This is a genomic window from Mesorhizobium sp. CA15 (genome assembly GCF_020165215.1).
Lineage (GTDB): Bacteria > Pseudomonadota > Alphaproteobacteria > Rhizobiales > Rhizobiaceae > Mesorhizobium.
The window spans coordinates 408,405-425,443 of sequence record NZ_JAIUHQ010000001.1 but is presented as its reverse complement, the minus strand read 5'-3'; the positions used below and the strand labels follow the sequence as shown (position 1 = coordinate 425,443).

Here is a 17,039-nt window from a genome sequence, read left to right as displayed (position 1 = left end):
GCTCAAGCCGGCGCGGCAGGTTCGAAGACGATGCTGCGTTGATCCGGATCGGCCGAAACCAGCCTTAGCGTCAGGCCGTCGCCCTGTCTGAGCCCTGAAGCCTTCACGCTGGCAACGACCGGCATGTCGGCAAGCTGCACGCGCACGCCACGGTCGACGAAGTCGGTGACGACGGCCTCGAACGTCTCGCCCTCATGTCCCTTGAGCATCACCGCCTCGGCAAGGTCGATTGCCGCGTGGCTGATCTGCGAGGCGCGGGCATCCGCGCGCCCCATCACCTTCGGCAATCTGGCGAAGGCGTCGGTGACGGCCTGCGGCACGGGCTGGCCATTGGCGATCGCCAGCGCGCAGCGCAGGACGTAGCGGTCGGCCAGCCGCCTGAGCGGCGCGGTGGCGTGGGCATAGGTCGCGGCCATCGCCTCATGCCAGGGGACGACGCCCTCCTGATAGGGTTGGTAGGACGCGCCGTTGCCTGCGCGGCGGATTTCCAGCATTAGCGCCGCCTGTTTCGGGTCGGCCGGATCGAGCGTGCGTTGATAGTCGCGCAAGCTGGTGGAGGCCGGCCAGGACAGGCCGAGCGCCTGTGCCGCGTTGCGCAGCCGTTGCACCTTGGAGGCGTCCGGCCCCGACATCACCCGGAACAAGCCGGTCTTGTGGGCCAGCATGGCATCGGCAATCGCCATATTGGCGGCCAGCGAAAGTGCTGCATTGTCCTGCTCGGATTGCAGTAGCGGCCTGAACGAAAGCCGGAACGTGCCGTCGGCGAGCCTTTCCACCTCCTGCTCGGGCGGATCGACGCGCGAAGCGCCGCGGCGTTGTTCGTTTGCCGCCATACGCCGCGCCAGTTCCGCGAAGCCGGCCGGAACGTCGTCGGCCTTGATGCTGTCATAGGCGAGCTTGGCGCGGCTTTGAATGATGACCCGCTCCGCGCTGTCCAGCTTCACCGCACCGTCTCCGGCAACCCGGATCGTGAAGACGACCGCAGGACGCGGTCCATCGGGCAACAGGCTTGCCGCGGCCTCGGCGAGCACCGGCGGGTAGAGCCCGGCCTTGCCGTCCGGCAAGTAAAGCGTCTCGCCTCGGTTCCAGGCTTCGGTATCAATCGTATCGCCGTCCTCGACGAACCAGGCCACGTCGGCAATGGCATAGTGCAAGAGAAGATCGCCGCCGCTGGCTTCGATCGAGAAGGCCTGGTCGAGATCGGTGGAACTCGCCGGATCGAGCGTGACGAAGGGCATTGCCGTCCGGTCGGCATGCTGGTCGGGCACACGCTTTGCCGCCGCCTCAGCCGCGGCCATAACCGCAGGCGGAAATCCTTCCGGCACGTGGAATTCTGCGCGAATTTTCGCAAGGCCGGTGGAAAGCGCCTGTGAGGGATCGTTCAGGGATTTCATGCAACCGTCCTACACTGGCATTCCGGGCGCGGGAAGGCTTGCCAGGATATCGCCAAGCTCGGCAGCCTAATCGCCAACTCAAGCAGGCCCACGGGCCGGGCCGTAGCCGCTGGAACTGCCGCTTCAGCCCGGCGTTTCTTCTCACAGCAAAGGGAGAAACCGCCATGCCCGCCAAATCGCAAGCCCAGCAAAAGGCCGCCGGCGCAGCGCTGTCCGCCAAGCGCGGGGAGACGAAGAAGAGCGAGCTCAAGGGCGCTTCGCGCGAAATGTATGAATCGATGAGCGAAAAGCAGCTCGAGGAGTTCGCCGAGACCAAGCGCAAAAGTCTGCCCAGCAAGAAGTCGTAGATCGAGTGAAAGGCCTGCGGCGTCGGCCGCAGGCCTCCGTCAACCCCTTTTGGCGCAAGATGAGCTAGCGGCGCCACCAGCAGCGTTTGGTCTTGTAACGGATGACGTGGCGATGGCCGTGGCGCCAGACCACTCTTTTCGTCACCACGACGCGGCATATCTGCCTGTGGCCGCTCCAATGCCTGGCCATGGCAGGTTCCGGGGTCATAACCGCCATAGATCCCGCCAATACAGCGGCCCCGGTCAGGGTAAGGAAGAACTTCTTCATGGGAATTCGGACTCCTCTGCTCCAGTCCCTTGATTAAGATGGCAGAGCAGGGCAGCTCCTTGGAAGCACAAGCCGCTCTGCTGCCGACGGCCTTCGCCACAACCGGCACCGCACGCCACGCGGGAAATTATCGGGTTGCGACCCGCGCTGCCAGCCGTAAGCTTGACACCGGTTAAATCTCTGTTTAACAGGCCCACCAACACCGGGTGGCGACGCCCGGTGGTTTCTTTTGACGTGTCCCGTGGGTTTTCCGTCGCTTTGCGTGGAAAACCCTGTCAGGTCTCGAAAACGGAGGCCAGAGGAGGGCGCGTTTCCTTCGCCCGGAGCCATGGGGTTCCGGGTATATTGTTTTGAAAGGGAATGCGATGAGCAAGCGCGAATCCGCGAAATACAAGATCGACCGCCGTCTCGGCGAAAATATCTGGGGCCGTCCGAAGTCCCCGGTCAACAAGCGTGAATACGGTCCCGGCCAGCACGGCCAGCGCCGCAAGGGCAAGCTTTCCGATTTCGGCCTGCAGCTGCGCGCCAAGCAGAAGCTGAAGGGTCACTATGGCGACGTTTCGGAAAAGCAGTTCCGCAAGGTCTATGAAGAGGCCAACCGCCGCAAGGGCGATACCTCCGAGAACCTGATCGGCCTGCTCGAGTCGCGTCTCGACGCGGTGGTCTACCGCGCCAAGTTCGTGCCGACCATCTTCGCCGCCCGTCAGTTCGTCAACCACGGCCATGTCAACGTCAACGGCAAGCGCACGAACATCGGCTCGTATCGCTGCAAGCCGGGCGACGTCATCGAGGTGCGCGAGAAGTCGAAGCAGCTCGTGATTGTGCTGGAATCGGTCGCTCTCGCCGAGCGCGACGTGCCGGATTACATCGAAGCCGACCACAACAAGATGACCGCGACCTTCGCTCGCGTTCCCGGCCTTTCGGACGTTCCGTTCGCCGTGCAGATGGAACCGAACCTGGTCGTCGAATTCTACTCGCGCTGATCGACATCAATCAGCCGGTGCATCCAAGGCCGCCTTTCGAGGCGGCCTTTTCTTTGGCGGTCAGGTCCGCTAAGCCGGGCGCCAACAGGACCATGGGGCCGGCGCCATGAATATGCTGCCAGATGTCAAAACCCTCGAGGCGATCGACGATGAGACCGACGGCGGTTTCCACCCGCTGTTCCGCGACGTGCCGTCCTCGGTCGAGTTCAACAAGCTGCGCAAGCGGCTGTTGAGGCTCACCCGCCAGGCGATCGAGGATTTCACCATGGTGAAGCCGGGCGAACGCTGGCTGGTGGCGCTGTCGGGCGGCAAGGATTCTTACGGCCTGCTGGCCCTTTTGCTCGACCTCAAATGGCGCGGCCTGCTGCCGGTCGAGCTGCTTGCCTGCAATCTCGACCAGGGCCAGCCGAATTTCCCGAAGCACATTCTGCCCGACTATCTCAATGCCAACGGCATCGCCCACCGCATCGAATACCAGGACACCTATTCGGTGGTGACCGACAAGCTGCCGCAGGGCAGCACCTATTGCTCGCTTTGCTCGCGGTTGCGGCGCGGCCATCTGTACCGCATCGCGCGCGAGGAAGGGTGTTCGGCGCTGGTGCTTGGCCATCACCGAGAGGACATCCTCGAAACCTTCTTCATGAACCTGTTCCATGGCGGTCGCCTCGCTGCTATGCCGCCCAAGCTCCTCAATGACGAAGGCGACGTCATGGTGCTGCGGCCGCTCGCCTATAGCGCTGAGGCCGACCTCGAAAAATTCGCCAACGCGATGAAATTCCCGATCATCCCGTGCGACCTCTGCGGCAGCCAGGAAGGGCTGCAGCGCAACGCCATGAAGGCGATGCTCGATGACATCGAGAAGCGCATGCCGGGCCGCAAGGACACGATGATCCGCGCCATGGCCAATGTAAGGCCCTCGCATCTCCTGGACAGGAAGCTGTTCGACTTCGCGGGGCTCGACGCAAACCCGGGACAAGACATTTCCGATGCGATTTGACGATAACGCGATCGACTGGCTGGCCGAGCTTCTCGCCGGTGCCGCAAACGCCGAAATCATGCCGCGCTTCCGCCGGCTGGGCGAGGGCGACGTGCGCCGGAAGACATCCGCCGCCGACCTCGTCACTGAGGCGGACGTCAACGCCGAGAGGCTGATCACCGCTAGGCTGCGCGAGCGCTTCCCCGACGCCATGGTGGTCGGCGAGGAAGCCTGCTCCGATAACCCGGCGCTGCTGTCCGGCCTTGGCGATGCTGCGCTTGCCTTCGTTATCGATCCGGTCGACGGCACTTTCAATTTCGCTTCCGGCGTGCCGCTGTTCGGTGTCATGGCCGGCGTCGTCGTCAATGGCGAGACCGTCGCCGGCATCATCCATGACCCGGTCGGCAAGGACTGGCTGATCGGGACCAAAGGCGCCGGCAGCCATATCCGCCATGCGCATGGCGCGCTGGAGAAGGTTCGCGTCGCGGCGCCGGTGCCGATGTCGCAGATGACCGGTTCCGTTTCCTGGCAGTTTCTTCAAGAACCCGAACGCTCGCGGCTCGCCCGCAACCAGACCAAGACGCTGTCGCAATTCGCCTATCGCTGCGCGGCGCATGAATACCGGCTTCTGGCCAGCGGCCACGCCCATTTCGTGCTCTACAACAAGCTGATGCCCTGGGACCATCTCGCCGGGGCGCTGATCCACCAGGAAGCCGGCGGCCATGTCGCGCGCGTCGACGGCAGCGCCTACCTTCCCTCGCATGTCGATGGCGGCCTGCTGGTGGCGCCGGACAAGCAAAGCTGGGACGAGTTGCGACGCGAGCTCTGGGCGGAATAGGGGCCGTGCCGGCTCTGGCCGGCAAAGCTGCCGGCCATACAGCATTTAATGCAGATCGGTGATGTGCCCCGAAACAGGGGGATTGTGAGGCTGGAACATCCTGCCCCGCTCGGCGATCAGGATCATCAGCAGAGCCGCGACCGAGACGGTGCAGAAGCCGGCGGCCAGAGGCGTCACCGTGCCGTTATAGGCCTGGCCGATCAGCGCGCCGATGATGGCGCCGAGGAAGGTCTGCATGAAGCCCAGGATGGACGCGGCGGTGCCGGCGAGCTCGCCGAGCGGCTCCATGGCCAAAGCGTTGAAATTCGCGCCAAGTCCGCCGAACGGCAGCATCGCGCCGGCAAAAAACGCGATGAAGAGCCAGAGCGGCATTTTCATTTCGAGCGAGACGACGAGCCAGGCAAGGCTGATGCACAGGAAGACAAGCAGCGCGCCCTGCGACAGGCGGCGCATGCCGATCTGTCCGACCAGCCGCGAATTCAGATAGTTCGAGAAAGCCAGCACGCCGGCGACGCCGGCAAAGATCAGCGGGAACAATTCGCCGACATGGAAGATGTCGATATAGATCTGCTGGGCCGAGCTGATGAAGCCGAACATGGCCGCGAAGATGAAGGTGCTGGCAAAGGCGTAGCAAAGCGTGAGGCGGTTGGTGAGCACGATGCGGAAGCCGCCGGCGACGGAGCTTACCGTCAGCGGTCGGCGATATTCCGGATGCAGCGTCTCGGGCAGGCGCAACAGCGCCCACGCCGACACGACCAGCGCACCGATGGCCATGGTGACGAAAATCCAATGCCAACTGGCAAACAGCATGACAAACTGGCCGATGCCGGGCGCGACCACCGGAATTGCCATGAACACCATGAAAATCAGGGACATCACCTCGGCCATGCGCCGCCCTTCGAACGTGTCGCGCACGATCGAGACGGCGATGACGCGGGTCGCCGCCGCGCCGAAGCCTTGTATCAGGCGGCAGGTCAGCAACAGGGCGAAACTCGGCGCGACGGCGGCGGCAGCCGCGGCGGCGACGTAGACGACCAGGCCGAAGACCAATGGCGCACGGCGCCCGAAGCGATCCGAAATGGGTCCGAAGAAAAGCTGTCCGCCGCCGAAGCCAAGCATATAGGCGGTGATGACATATTGGCGATGGTTCTCGCTCTCGACGCCGAGCGAGGCGCCGATCTGCTGAAGCGCCGGCAGCATGATGTCGATGGCCAGGGAGTTGAGCGCCATGAGCGCCGCGCAGAGCGCGATGAATTCCCAGCGCGGAATGGGCAAGCTTGTTGCCGATTGCTGCGCTGCTGCCTGCTTGTCCACCGCGAAATCCGATTCTTCAAACGAACATGCGCCGGATTACCGGCGCATCCATTCGTCTCGTTCTCGAATCCGAGAACTACAATGCCGAGGTGGGGGCAGCCCCGGAAGCTAGTGTCCGCCGGCCGGTCGCCGACGCAATCCGATCAGGCGGCGCCTTTGACGCTGACGCCCTTTTCGACCAGGAAGTCCTGCAATTCACCGGCTTGGAACATCTCGCGCACGATGTCGCAACCGCCGACGAATTCGCCCTTCACATAGAGCTGCGGGATGGTCGGCCAGTTGGAATAATCCTTGATGCCCTGGCGCAATTCGGCCGAGTCGAGCACGTTGACGCCTTTGTAGTCGGCCCCGATATAGTCGAGGATCTGCACCACCTGGCCGGAGAACCCGCATTGCGGGAAGCCGGGGGTGCCCTTCATGAAGAGCACGACGTCGTTGCTCTTCACTTCATTATCGATGTAGTCGTTGATGCCGGTCATGGACAATCCTTTCATGCCTGTGGGAGTCAGGCTCGAAGCAGGTCCTTCAAATAAACCCATAGGTTGGCTGAAACAAGACGTTAGCCGTGACGCTGGCCCAATGGCGCAAAAGTCGGCGCGGTTTGGGCCAAACCGAGTGACGGTGGATTCGTAGTGATGAATCTGAGCTTGGTGCCCGACGCGGAAGACGTCTCCCGGCCCAGATCTGCCCCCTCGGAGCTGTGACCCGTTGCGCATATCTTCACCAAGCGCGATGAACCGACAACTCCAGTTCCAGCCGTCAGATTTCAACCACTAGTCCGGAACGCTGGTCTGCAGCGCCAGAGCATGCAGGACACCGCCCATCTTGCCCTTCAGCGCGTCATAGACCATCTGGTGCTGCTGGACGCGGCTTTTGCCCCGGAAACTCTCGGCCACCACTTCGGCCGCATAGTGATCGCCGTCGCCGGCCAGATCGCGGATCGTCACCTTGGCGTCGGGAATGCCTTCCTTGATCAGTTTTTCGATGTCGTGGGCATCCATTGCCATGGCAAAATCCTGTTTCAAGCGGGCAGGCTGTGTGGTGTGACTCGGGGTGAGCCTAGAACCTTTCCAGCCCGGATTGAAGCCGTTCCGTCGCAGGAGGAAGCCTAGGAATTATCCTGGCTCGGATGAACCACACCGTCCTCGCTGATGTCATCGCGCGTCGAATAGGCGCGGCCGAGGCTGAAGACCAGTACGTAGAGCGGGACGTTGATCAGCAGGCCCACGATGGGAAGATAGCTCGTCATCCGCCATGCGGTTGAGAAGAAGGCCTGACCGTAGCCGTCGCAGATCAAGGACGAGCCATAGTCCCAAACCGCCCCGACCACGGCGGCGACGGCAAAGAGCTTGATGCAGGTTGCGATGTGCCTTGCCCGCGCCGGCTCCGGAGAAAGCCTGTTCCACAGCACGAGGCAGGCGATTGGAACTGCGTAGATCAGGGTCTGCACGATGAGCATCGGCAGCGTGCCGTTTGCCGCCGCCAGGAACTCGGCGCGGGTTTCCAGCCGCTGGCAGACCTCGCTCGAGGTCGTCGACAGCAGGAACAGGACGAACGGTCCGAGAAACCAGAAGAAGAACAGGGACGGCCAGAAGACGACTGCGACCAGCGCCCTGGCGGTTAAATCATGTCGCATAAAAAAGGATTTATGCGACATGAGTTAAGTCTTTTGTTTTTGTCGTAAGCATGTCTTTTTCCCGAAACCGCTGCACACTTTCGGGAGACATGCTTCTGGTCAACTGGCCTGATCCATGAAGCGCGGGAACCAGCCCTCATGGGCGGCGGTCAATTCACTGACCGGGATCGGCCGCGCGTCACCCAGCTTCAATTCACGTCCGCCGGTGGTGCCGATCCACGGCGCGAAGATGCCGAGCTTGCTCTGCTCGTCGCGGATCCTGTCCCATTCGCCGCTTTGCGGGTCGATCGACAAAGTCAGCAGATAGCGGCCCTGGTCCTCGCCGAACCAGACCGGAATCGGGTCGGTGCCGGTGAGGCCGGGGATGGTGGCGCCGATGCCGGAGGCCATAGCCATTTCGGCCAGCGCTACCGCCAGGCCGCCGTCGGAGACATCGTGGGCCGATGTCACGATGCCGGAAGCGATCAGCGAGCGCACATGGTCGCCGACCCGCTTCTCATGCGTGAGGTCGACGGGCGGCGGCGGACCGTCGGCGCGGCCATGGATGTCACGCATATAGGCGGACTGGCCGAGATGGCTGCCCCATGTCGGTGGCGCGCCGACCAGCACGATCATCTGGCCCTCGGCGGCGAAGCCGATGCGCGCCATCTTCGACCAGTCGGCGATGAGGCCGACGCCGCCGATCGTCGGGGTCGGCAGGATGCCGCGGCCGTTCGTCTCGTTGTAGAGCGAGACATTGCCGGACACGATCGGGAAGCCGAGAGCGCGGCAGGCATCGCCGATGCCTTTGATGGCGCCGACGAGCTGGCCCATGATCTCGGGCCGCTCCGGATTGCCGAAATTGAGATTGTCGGTGGCGGCGAGCGGCAGGGCGCCGGTGGCGGTCAGGTTGCGCCAGCATTCGGCCACGGCCTGCTTGCCGCCTTCGTATGGGTCGGCCTCGCAGTAGCGCGGCGTGACGTCGGAGGAGAAGGCCAGCGCCTTGGTCGGGTGACCTTCGACACGCACGACGCCGGCATCGCCGCCTGGAAGCTGTAGCGAATTGCCCTGGATCAGCGTGTCATACTGCTCCCACACCCAGCGGCGCGAGGAGAGATCCGGTCCGCCGAGCATTTTCAGCAGCGCGTCGGCGACGTCGGCCTTCGGCGCGTCGTTCGCGGCAAGCGGCGTGGGTTTCTTCGCCTCGATCCAGGGGCGGTCATATTCCGGCGCCTCGTCGCCCAGTTCCTTGATCGGCAGATTGGCGACCTCGTCACCCTGGTGGATGACGCGGAAGCGCAGGTCATCGGTGGTCTTGCCGACAATGGCGAAGTCGAGGCCCCATTTGCGGAAGATCGCCTCGGCTTCCTCTTCCTTCTCGGGGCGCAGCACCATCAGCATGCGCTCCTGGCTTTCCGACAGCATCATCTCATAGGCGCTCATGCGCTCCTCGCGCACCGGCACCTTGTCGAGGTCGAGCTCGATACCGAGGTCGCCCTTGGCGCCCATCTCGACCGCCGAGCAGGTGAGGCCGGCCGCACCCATGTCCTGGATGGCGATGACGGCGCCCGACGCCATCAGCTCGAGGCAGGCCTCCAGCAGGCATTTTTCGGTGAAGGGATCTCCGACCTGCACGGTCGGACGCTTCTCCTCGATCTTGTCATCGAATTCGGCCGAGGCCATGGTGGCGCCGCCGACGCCGTCACGCCCGGTCTTGGCGCCGAGGTAGACGACCGGCAGGCCGACGCCCTTGGCCTGGGACAGGAAGATGGCGTTGGTCTTGGCGAGACCCGCCGCGAAAGCGTTGACCAGAATGTTGCCGTTGTAGCGAGCATCGAAATTGACCTCGCCGCCGACGGTCGGCACGCCGAAGGAATTGCCGTAGCCGCCGACGCCCGAAACCACGCCCGCGACAAGGTGCCGGGTTTTGGGATGATCCGGCGCGCCGAAGCGAAGCGCGTTCATTGCCGCCACCGGCCTGGCGCCCATTGTGAAGACGTCGCGCAGGATGCCGCCGACGCCGGTCGCGGCACCCTGATAAGGTTCGATGTAGGAGGGGTGGTTATGGCTCTCCATCTTGAACACGACGCAGTCGCCGTCGCCGATGTCGACCACGCCGGCATTCTCGCCTGGACCCTGGATGACCTGCGGACCGCTGGTCGGCAGCGTGCGCAGCCATTTCTTGGAGGACTTGTAGGAGCAGTGCTCGTTCCACATCGCCGAGAAGATGCCGAGCTCGGTGAAGCTTGGCTCGCGGCCGACCAGATCGAGGATGCGCTGGTATTCGTCCGGCTTCAGCCCATGCGCGGCGACGAGCTCGGGGGTGATCGGCACGGAATTGGAAATGGTCATGAGCGGCGATTTTTGTCCGTAGAAGAGGGGAGTTTCTTTGAGTCTCCTCTTATCGCAAGCTTTCGCGCGATACACCCCACCGGATGACGAAAAAAGCCGGAAAACTGCCTCTGCCGGCGGAGGTCAGGGCCTAGAGCTCGCCAGCTTGATCAGGAAAAACTGTCATAGCCGGCGCGGCCTTCATCAAGCAGGCGGCGGATGACGGCGACGCCGCCGGCGACATCCGTGCTCTGCCGCGGCTGCGACACGCCAAAGCGCACGCCGTGAAAGACCTGCTCGGAGCGGCCGGCCTTGAACTCGTCCTCGTCGTCGATGAGCACGCCTTGCGCCAGGCAGGCGTTCTTGAAAGTGCCGGACAGCCACGGGTCCGGCAAGGTCAGCCAGACGAAGGGCACGTTGTCCCGCGCCTTGAAATCAAAACCCGCCAGCACTTCGCGCACGATGGCGAGGCGCGCCTGGATTTCGCCAATGCAGCGCTTGCGGATCTCGCCCGCCTGGCCCGACATCACCAGCCTCGTGCCGACCTCGGCCAGCAGAAAGGGCAGGCCGCCGGTCATCATCTTGTGCGCGACACGGATGCGGTGGCGATAGGCCGGTGGGCAGGAAAGCCAGCCGCCGCGCACGCCTGCCGCGACCGACTTCGACAGGCCGCCGGCGACGATCGTGCGCTCGGGCGCGTATTCGGCCAGCAGTGGTGTCGGGTCGTCGGTGAGCTCGCCGTAGAGATCGTCCTCGATCAGCGCGACATTGTATTCGCGCGCGATCTTGGCGATCGCCTGCCGTCGCTCCGCCGACAACGTCACCAGCGTCGGGTTCTTAGCGGTTGGCATCAGGAACATCAGCTTTGGATGTTTCTGCGCGCAGACGCGCTCGAAATCATCCGGGTCGATACCATCGTCGTCGGTCGAAACCAACGCCGTGCGGCGGCCGATCAGCCCGGCGCTGCGCGCGATCTGCGAATAGGTGAGATGCTCGAAGACCACGTAGTCGCCGGGCATGGTCAGCGCAGCGATCGCCGCCATGACCGCAGCATGGGTGCCCAGCGTCGGCACGATCGAATCGAGCGGGGGGCGGAAGGCATTGCGTGCCAGCCAGCGGCTGCCTGCCTCATACCAGCGTTCGGGAAAATCCCGCGTATAGCTCGAAATGTCGTGCGGATGCTCCTGCGCCGTGCGTGCCAGCATGTCGGCTATCACCGCGCCCTGGCCGACATCGGGCGCGGCGGTGCTGTCGAAGCGCAGCTTGCCGCTCGGCGCGTCGATGGGGCGCGTGCCCTGGATGGCCGGTTCCAAATCCGGCTTCGGGTCTGCGGCGCGCTGGCCGAGCACATAGGTGCCGCGGCCGACCTCGCCGCTGACCAGACCGCGCTCGCGCAGCAGCTGATAGGCCCTGCCGATGGTGCCGACGGTCGTGCCGATGTCGTAGGCGAGGTCGCGTTGCGGCGGCAGTTTTGCACCGGCGTCGATAACGCCCTTGTCGATATCTGACTCAATGCTGTCAGCAAGGCGCTGATAGAGCGGACCGGAGCCAGAGGAAAGATCGGGGAGCCAATTTGTCATGGTGACAATTTTCTATATTGCACCGCGCGATGAGTCAATTCATATCGATCTCGCGATTGGGAAGGTACAATCGGAACAAGGCAGAATGACAATGGATACAATCGAGACAATTCGCTATGCTCGCCCGGTTTCTGGCGCGCAGGTCGATCCCTTGGCCCATCGTGGCTTCGTCGGCCGCACAGCGGTTGTGCTCCGTTCCCTCGTAAGGCAGATCGACCGGATGCTGGAGCGCAGGCGCGGCCGCCTCGCGCTCATGGAGATGACGGACGAGCAGCTCAAGGATATCGGCGTCTCGCGCTGCGACGCCCATCGCGAAGGCATCAGGCCATTTTGGGAATGATGGTCTATCTTCGGGTTGCGGGCTTTCTTCGCAACCGGCCGATACCGTGATCGACAAGCACGGCGAGCACGCTCAATGCGATGAACAGGTCCGTGACGCCAAGCGCCGAAACGGCAACGTTGGCGGCGCCGTTCTTGGCGACGTCGAGGAATGGGTAGGGTACTTCGCCGGCGAAGGGCGCGCGTACCAGCGCGTAGGCGAGATAGGCGACCGGATAGATCATCCACCAGGCGATGTCGCTCCACTGCCGCCTGCCATCGGCGCCCGCCACCAGCCACCACAGCACGAACAGCGCCGGCGTCACATAGTGCAAGAGGACGTCGCAGAGCAGGAACAAACCCCGCGGCTGCCAGAGCTTCGCCAGGACTGTGGTGTAGACGATGAAAACCAAAGTTATGGCCACGGCGACGCCAGTCCGCGTCCGCGGTCCGGCAAAGGCCGGGAACCAGGCATAGCCGGCGGGTGACAGCAGCGAGGCGTGCACCATCACAGCGGCGATGTTGGTCAGGACGGTGAAGAAGCTGAAATAGAAGACGATCGAGCTGAGCAGGCCGCGGCCTGCGGCCATCGATGCCGGGATAGTGATGGCGAATTGCAGAACAAGCGCAATCAGCCCGACAGCCAGTCCCGCGGTCTGCAGGAACCGGGCCATCACAACCTCAGGCGGCAGCCGCGCAGGACGGATTGCCGGCCTGCCAGCGGGCGATATCGGAACCGATGCGCGCGCCGAGCGGCTCGTTCATCAGCGGGCCAAAGGCGTCGACGCGGTTGGAACTGCCCTGCGCCTGCACGACCAGCAGCGGCTTGCCGCCATAATGCTTGGCGGGCACCAGCAGGAAGCGCGGCGTGCCGCTGTAGGAATTGAGCTCATTGGCCATCTGGTAGGGCTTGAAGGCCGGGTCCTTGCTGGCGATCCAGCATTTGTGCGCAGCGATGGCAACCTGTTCCATGGCGAGCAGCGAGGCGCTCTTGCCTGAGGGAACCGGCGTGGTCTTGGGGCTGGACTGGCAGGAAGCCAAGGCAAGCCCGGTGGCGGCCAGGAGAGCAAGGCGAGCAATCGTCAGTCTCATGGTCAGTCCGCCCCCGCGTTCCGATAGGATGTTAAAGGATCAGGCAGCGATGCCGAGCGCGCTTTGGAAAAGCGCCCGTCCGTCCTCGCCGCCATGCGCCGCCTCGATCAGGTTTTCCGGATGCGGCATCAGGCCGAGCACATTGCCCTTGTCGTTGACGATGCCGGCAATGTCGTTGATCGAGCCGTTGGGGTTGGTGTTTTCCGCATAGCGGAACACCACCTGGCCTTCGCCTTCGAGCCGGGCAAGCGTCTCGGCATCGGCGAAATAGTTGCCGTCATGATGCGCCACCGGCGAGCGGATCACCTGTCCGGGCTGGTAGCCGCGGGTGAACATGGTGTTGGCGTTGGCGATCTCGAGCTTCACCTGCCGGCAGACGAATTTCAGCGAGGCGTTGCGCATCAGGGCGCCGGGCAGCAATCCCGCCTCGACGAGAATCTGGAAGCCGTTGCAGACGCCGATAACGGTCACGCCCTTGGCCGCCTTTTCGGCGACCGCGCGCATCACCGGCATGCGCGCCGCGATGGCGCCGCAGCGCAGATAGTCGCCGAAGGAGAAGCCGCCCGGGATAGCGATCAGGTCGACATCGGGGATTTCAGTGTCGGTCTGCCAGACGGTCGCCGGCGCATGGCCGGAAATCTTGGTCAGCGCCGCGATCATGTCGCGGTCGCGGTTGAGGCCAGGCAGGAGGACGACGGCTGATTTCATTGTCAGGCGATCTCCACCGCGTAGTTCTCGATCACCGTGTTCGCCAGAAGCTTGTCGCACATGGCCTTGAGGTCGGCTTCGGCCTTGGCCTTGTCGGTTCCGGCGAGTTCGATGTCGAACACCTTGCCTTGCCGCACTTGGCCGACGCCATCGAAGCCCAACCCGGAGAGCGCGTGCTCGATCGCCTTGCCCTGCGGGTCGAGGACGCCGTTCTTGAGGGTCACGGTGATACGGGCTTTCATCGATGCTCCTGGGCAGATCGTCAGTTAGGGAGGCCTGCCATTGTCCGGCAGGCCCGTCAATATTCAGTGCTTCAGGCCCTTAGGCGCCTCGGAAGAGGCGACGAGCACGGGGCCCGTGGGGCGCGGCGGTTCGTTCTCGTTGATGATGCCGAGACGGCGGGCAACTTCCTGATAGGCTTCGACCAGACCGCCCATGTCGCGGCGGAAACGGTCCTTGTCGAGCTTGTCCTGGGTGGCGACGTCCCACAGTCTGCAGGAGTCCGGCGAGATCTCGTCGGCGACGACGATGCGCATCATGTCGCCCTCGAACAGGCGGCCGCATTCGATCTTGAAGTCGACCAACTGGATGCCGACGCCGAGGAACAGGCCGGACAGGAAGTCGTTGACGCGGATGGCCAGGGCCATGATGTCGTCGATTTCCTGGGGGCTTGCCCAGCCGAAGGCGGTGATGTGCTCTTCCGACACCATCGGGTCGTCGAGCGCGTCGGCCTTGTAGTAGAATTCGATGATCGAGCGCGGCAGCACGGTGCCTTCCTCGATGCCGAGGCGCTTGGACAGCGAGCCGGCGGCGACGTTGCGCACCACGACCTCGAGCGGGATGATCTCGACTTCCTTGATCAACTGCTCGCGCATGTTGAGCCGGCGGATGAAATGGGTGGGGATGCCCATCCGGTTCAAGTGGTTGAAGATGTGCTCGGAAATGCGGTTGTTGAGCACGCCCTTGCCATCGACCACTTCATGCTTCTTCTTGTTGAAAGCGGTGGCATCGTCCTTGAAAAACTGGATCAGCGTCCCCGGCTCAGGGCCCTCATAGAGGATCTTGGCCTTGCCTTCGTAAATGCGGCGGCGATTTTTCATTTGATTTTTTCTCTGGATCTGCGGGCAAGCGGCGAGTGACCGGTTCCTGCCCGTCTGCCTAAATTAGTATGGCGAAGGCGGCGTTCAATGCCGGTGTTATCGCAATCGTCTTGTTTGCTCAATCGGCAAATCCCGCGAATCAACCGCTTTCCGGACTGAAATGCCGCAGCGCAGCATGCGACGAAGCATATTGACCGGCCCGCGGCCTTTTGGTTTGTGCTTGCCCACCACACATAATCACCGCCAAGCGAATCGGATTGATCGGAGGGACGTTATGAGCAGCATGAAAGACCGCGAAGAGGGTTTTGAGCGCAAATTCGCCTTCGACGAGGAGCTTCGCTTCAAGGCCGCGGCGCGCCGCAACAAGGCGCTTGGCCTGTGGGCCGCCGAGAAACTGGGCAAATCCGGCGCCGATGCCGAAGCCTATGCCAAGGAAGTGGTGGTCTCCGATATCGAGGAAGCGGGCGACCACGATGTCTTCCGCAAGATACGCACGGATTTTGACGCGGCCGGCGTCGCCCAGTCCGACCATCAGATCCGCCGGACCATGGACGAGCTGATGGCGCAGGCGATCGAGGAGATCAAGAACAGCTGAGGCTGTGCGGACATGATGTCGTCCGACAACCGCTTTGCCCGTTTCGGCATCATCCCCTATCTCTTTGTTTTTACGCAATTCCGGACGGAAAACCGTTACACACTTTTCCTGGAATTGCTCTGACTGGACCAATCGACCGCTCGGCCAAGCCGGGCGGTTTTTCTTTGCCTTCGCGTCGTTTCCGGCCAAAACTGCGGATTGTTCACAAGGAAACTTCCGATGTCGCTCAAGTCCCGCCTGGCCGCCGACGAAACGCTGTTCACCGCCTGGTCGGGCGTGCCGGACGCGCTGACGGTCGAAATCATCGCCAAGCAGGGTTTTGACGCCGTCACCCTCGACATGCAGCATGGCGGACATCATGAGGACAGCGTGCTGCGCGGCCTGGTGCCGGTGCTCGCCGCCAACAAGCCGGCGCTGGTGCGCATTCCGGTCGGACGCTTCGACATGGCAAGCCGCGCGCTCGATTTCGGCGCCGAGGCGGTGATCGCGCCGATGGTGAACTCCGTGGCCGATGCAAGGCAATTCGCCGCCGCGATGAAATATCCGCCGCTGGGCGAACGCTCCTGGGGCCCGACCTATGCTTTCCCGCGCCATGGCAAGGGCGACCATGCCGAATGGCTGCGCGACACGAACCAGCGCACCATGGCTTTCGCCATGGTCGAGACGCGGGCTGCCCTCGAGGCGCTGGACGGTATTTTGGATACGCCCGGCATCGACGGCATCTTCGTCGGTCCGTCGGATTTCTCGATCGCCTGGTCGAACGGCACCACCATCAACTCGACGCTGGAAAGCATGATGGAGACGGTCGCGTCGATCGCCGAGCGGACCCGCAAGGCCGGCAAGCATGCCGCGATCTATGTCATCGAACCGGCGATTGCCGGGCGCGTCGTGTCGATGGGTTTTCGGCTGCTCGCCATGGGCTCGGACCACACGCTGATCTCGCTCGGCGCGAAAACGCTGCTGAAGAGCATGCGGGATTCGATCGGCTCCTAGGCGCCGATCAGGGTTCTTTCAGTTCCGTCAGGAATTTGGCGAAAGTCATCGAACCCTCGGGCCACGGGCCGAAGCCGGCGTCGTGGTTGAGATGGCCTGCCTCGCCGGCGTCGATGAAGAGCGATCCCCAGGCGGCAGCAATGTCCTCGGCGACCTCGAAGGCGCAGAACGGATCGTTGCGGCTGGCGATCACGATGGACGGAAAGGGCAGGGGATCGCGCGAATAGGGGCCGAAGGTCATCAGATGCCTTGGCCTGATTTCCGGATTGGAGACGTCGGGCGGCGCGACGAAGAAGGCTCCGGCGACCGGCTTCTGGAATTGCGGGATGGCCTGCACCGCCGCCGTCACGCCCAGCGAGTGCGCAACAAGCACCACGGGCCGCTCGGCCTCGTTGACGGCGTTGGCCACGCTCGCCGTCCAGTCCTCACGCACGGGTTTGGTCCATTCCGCCTGCTCGACCCGGCGCGCCGTCGACAGTTTCGATTGCCAGCGGGTCTGCCAGTGCTCGGGGCCGGAATTGGTGTAGCCCGGCACGATCAGGATATCTGCGTCTTTGACTTTCATGGCGCCGATGTAGCGAGCGGCC

At 63.4% G+C, this 17,039-nt stretch carries 21 protein-coding genes; 7 read left to right on the top strand and 14 right to left on the bottom strand.

Going from position 1 to position 17,039, the window contains the following annotated elements; translation table 11 throughout:
• Positions 1-2: 2 nt before the first annotated feature.
• Positions 3-1,394 carry an RNB domain-containing ribonuclease gene (locus LB515_RS02145; protein ID WP_224706590.1) on the bottom strand — a complete coding sequence of 464 codons (1,392 nt, stop codon included), beginning with the start codon at positions 1,392-1,394 and terminating at the stop codon, positions 3-5.
• Positions 1,395-1,558: 164 nt separating this feature from the next.
• Here LB515_RS02145 and LB515_RS02140 point away from each other — a divergent pair, with 164 nt between their 5' ends.
• On the top strand, positions 1,559-1,741 hold the full coding sequence (locus LB515_RS02140; protein WP_095765193.1) for a DUF3008 family protein: 183 nt from the start codon (positions 1,559-1,561) through the stop codon (positions 1,739-1,741).
• A gap of 64 nt (positions 1,742-1,805) precedes the next feature.
• Here the strand turns inward: LB515_RS02140 and LB515_RS28080 are convergent, their stop codons facing one another.
• The gene (locus tag LB515_RS28080) at positions 1,806-1,931 is read right to left on the bottom strand and encodes a hypothetical protein (RefSeq protein WP_263490154.1); all 126 of its coding nucleotides are present in this window, start codon (positions 1,929-1,931) and stop codon (positions 1,806-1,808) included.
• A gap of 443 nt (positions 1,932-2,374) precedes the next feature.
• Between LB515_RS28080 and rpsD the strand changes: the two genes are divergently transcribed.
• From rpsD to LB515_RS02125, 3 genes are all read left to right on the top strand, one after another.
• Positions 2,375-2,992 carry a 30S ribosomal protein S4 gene (gene rpsD / locus LB515_RS02135; protein ID WP_140840172.1) on the top strand — a complete coding sequence of 206 codons (618 nt, stop codon included), beginning with the start codon at positions 2,375-2,377 and terminating at the stop codon, positions 2,990-2,992.
• Positions 2,993-3,104: 112 nt separating this feature from the next.
• Complete coding sequence (gene ttcA, locus LB515_RS02130; RefSeq protein ID WP_224706765.1) at positions 3,105-3,989, top strand: tRNA 2-thiocytidine(32) synthetase TtcA; 885 nt, start codon at positions 3,105-3,107, stop codon at positions 3,987-3,989.
• A complete protein-coding gene (locus LB515_RS02125) occupies positions 3,979-4,806 on the top strand; it encodes an inositol monophosphatase family protein (RefSeq protein WP_224706589.1) in 828 nt (275 codons plus the stop codon). Before ttcA ends, LB515_RS02125 begins: the two co-directional genes overlap by 11 nt.
• A gap of 45 nt (positions 4,807-4,851) precedes the next feature.
• Here the strand turns inward: LB515_RS02125 and LB515_RS02120 are convergent, their stop codons facing one another.
• From LB515_RS02120 to LB515_RS02095, 6 genes are all read right to left on the bottom strand, one after another.
• Complete coding sequence (locus tag LB515_RS02120) at positions 4,852-6,075, bottom strand: multidrug effflux MFS transporter (RefSeq protein WP_411962504.1); 1,224 nt, start codon at positions 6,073-6,075, stop codon at positions 4,852-4,854.
• 188 nt (positions 6,076-6,263) lie between these two features.
• A complete protein-coding gene (gene grxD / locus LB515_RS02115; RefSeq protein WP_059185116.1) occupies positions 6,264-6,599 on the bottom strand; it encodes a Grx4 family monothiol glutaredoxin in 336 nt (111 codons plus the stop codon).
• A gap of 294 nt (positions 6,600-6,893) precedes the next feature.
• Entirely contained in the window at positions 6,894-7,127 is a 234-nt protein-coding gene (locus tag LB515_RS02110) for a BolA/IbaG family iron-sulfur metabolism protein (protein WP_040995401.1), read from the bottom strand.
• A 101-nt stretch (positions 7,128-7,228) separates the two neighbouring features.
• The gene (locus LB515_RS02105; protein ID WP_224706588.1) at positions 7,229-7,756 is read right to left on the bottom strand and encodes a hypothetical protein; all 528 of its coding nucleotides are present in this window, start codon (positions 7,754-7,756) and stop codon (positions 7,229-7,231) included.
• A gap of 99 nt (positions 7,757-7,855) precedes the next feature.
• Positions 7,856-10,087, bottom strand: coding sequence for a phosphoribosylformylglycinamidine synthase subunit PurL (gene purL / locus LB515_RS02100; protein ID WP_224706587.1), 2,232 nt, complete (start codon positions 10,085-10,087; stop codon positions 7,856-7,858).
• A 149-nt stretch (positions 10,088-10,236) separates the two neighbouring features.
• Positions 10,237-11,646 carry a PLP-dependent aminotransferase family protein gene (locus LB515_RS02095; protein WP_224706586.1) on the bottom strand — a complete coding sequence of 470 codons (1,410 nt, stop codon included), beginning with the start codon at positions 11,644-11,646 and terminating at the stop codon, positions 10,237-10,239.
• Between LB515_RS02095 and LB515_RS02090 the strand changes: the two genes are divergently transcribed.
• Entirely contained in the window at positions 11,645-11,986 is a 342-nt protein-coding gene (locus LB515_RS02090; RefSeq protein WP_411965330.1) for a DUF1127 domain-containing protein, read from the top strand. The two genes, LB515_RS02095 and LB515_RS02090, sit on opposite strands and share 2 nt — an antisense overlap.
• Positions 11,987-11,990: 4 nt before the next feature.
• Here the strand turns inward: LB515_RS02090 and LB515_RS02085 are convergent, their stop codons facing one another.
• The 5 genes from LB515_RS02085 to purC form a co-directional block, all read right to left on the bottom strand.
• Complete coding sequence (locus tag LB515_RS02085; protein WP_224706585.1) at positions 11,991-12,638, bottom strand: Pr6Pr family membrane protein; 648 nt, start codon at positions 12,636-12,638, stop codon at positions 11,991-11,993.
• Positions 12,639-12,645: 7 nt separating this feature from the next.
• A complete protein-coding gene (locus LB515_RS02080; RefSeq protein WP_224706584.1) occupies positions 12,646-13,056 on the bottom strand; it encodes a hypothetical protein in 411 nt (136 codons plus the stop codon).
• Positions 13,057-13,095: 39 nt separating this feature from the next.
• Positions 13,096-13,764, bottom strand: coding sequence for a phosphoribosylformylglycinamidine synthase subunit PurQ (gene purQ / locus LB515_RS02075; protein ID WP_224706583.1), 669 nt, complete (start codon positions 13,762-13,764; stop codon positions 13,096-13,098).
• A 2-nt stretch (positions 13,765-13,766) separates the two neighbouring features.
• Positions 13,767-14,006, bottom strand: a complete 240-nt coding sequence (purS, locus tag LB515_RS02070) for a phosphoribosylformylglycinamidine synthase subunit PurS (RefSeq protein WP_095765207.1) — start codon at positions 14,004-14,006, stop codon at positions 13,767-13,769.
• Between the two features lie 63 nt (positions 14,007-14,069).
• Entirely contained in the window at positions 14,070-14,864 is a 795-nt protein-coding gene (gene purC / locus LB515_RS02065; RefSeq protein ID WP_040995384.1) for a phosphoribosylaminoimidazolesuccinocarboxamide synthase, read from the bottom strand.
• A 274-nt stretch (positions 14,865-15,138) separates the two neighbouring features.
• Between purC and LB515_RS02060 the strand changes: the two genes are divergently transcribed.
• Together LB515_RS02060 and LB515_RS02055 are read left to right on the top strand one after the other, a co-directional pair.
• Positions 15,139-15,459: a DUF1476 domain-containing protein gene (locus tag LB515_RS02060; RefSeq protein ID WP_095765208.1), complete on the top strand. Its 321-nt coding sequence runs from the start codon at positions 15,139-15,141 to the stop codon at positions 15,457-15,459.
• Positions 15,460-15,678: 219 nt separating this feature from the next.
• On the top strand, positions 15,679-16,452 hold the full coding sequence (locus tag LB515_RS02055) for an HpcH/HpaI aldolase family protein (protein WP_095765209.1): 774 nt from the start codon (positions 15,679-15,681) through the stop codon (positions 16,450-16,452).
• Between the two features lie 7 nt (positions 16,453-16,459).
• On the opposite strand, the gene LB515_RS02050 is transcribed toward LB515_RS02055, so the two are convergent.
• Entirely contained in the window at positions 16,460-17,017 is a 558-nt protein-coding gene (locus LB515_RS02050; RefSeq protein WP_224706582.1) for an RBBP9/YdeN family alpha/beta hydrolase, read from the bottom strand.
• Positions 17,018-17,039: the final 22 nt, after the last annotated feature.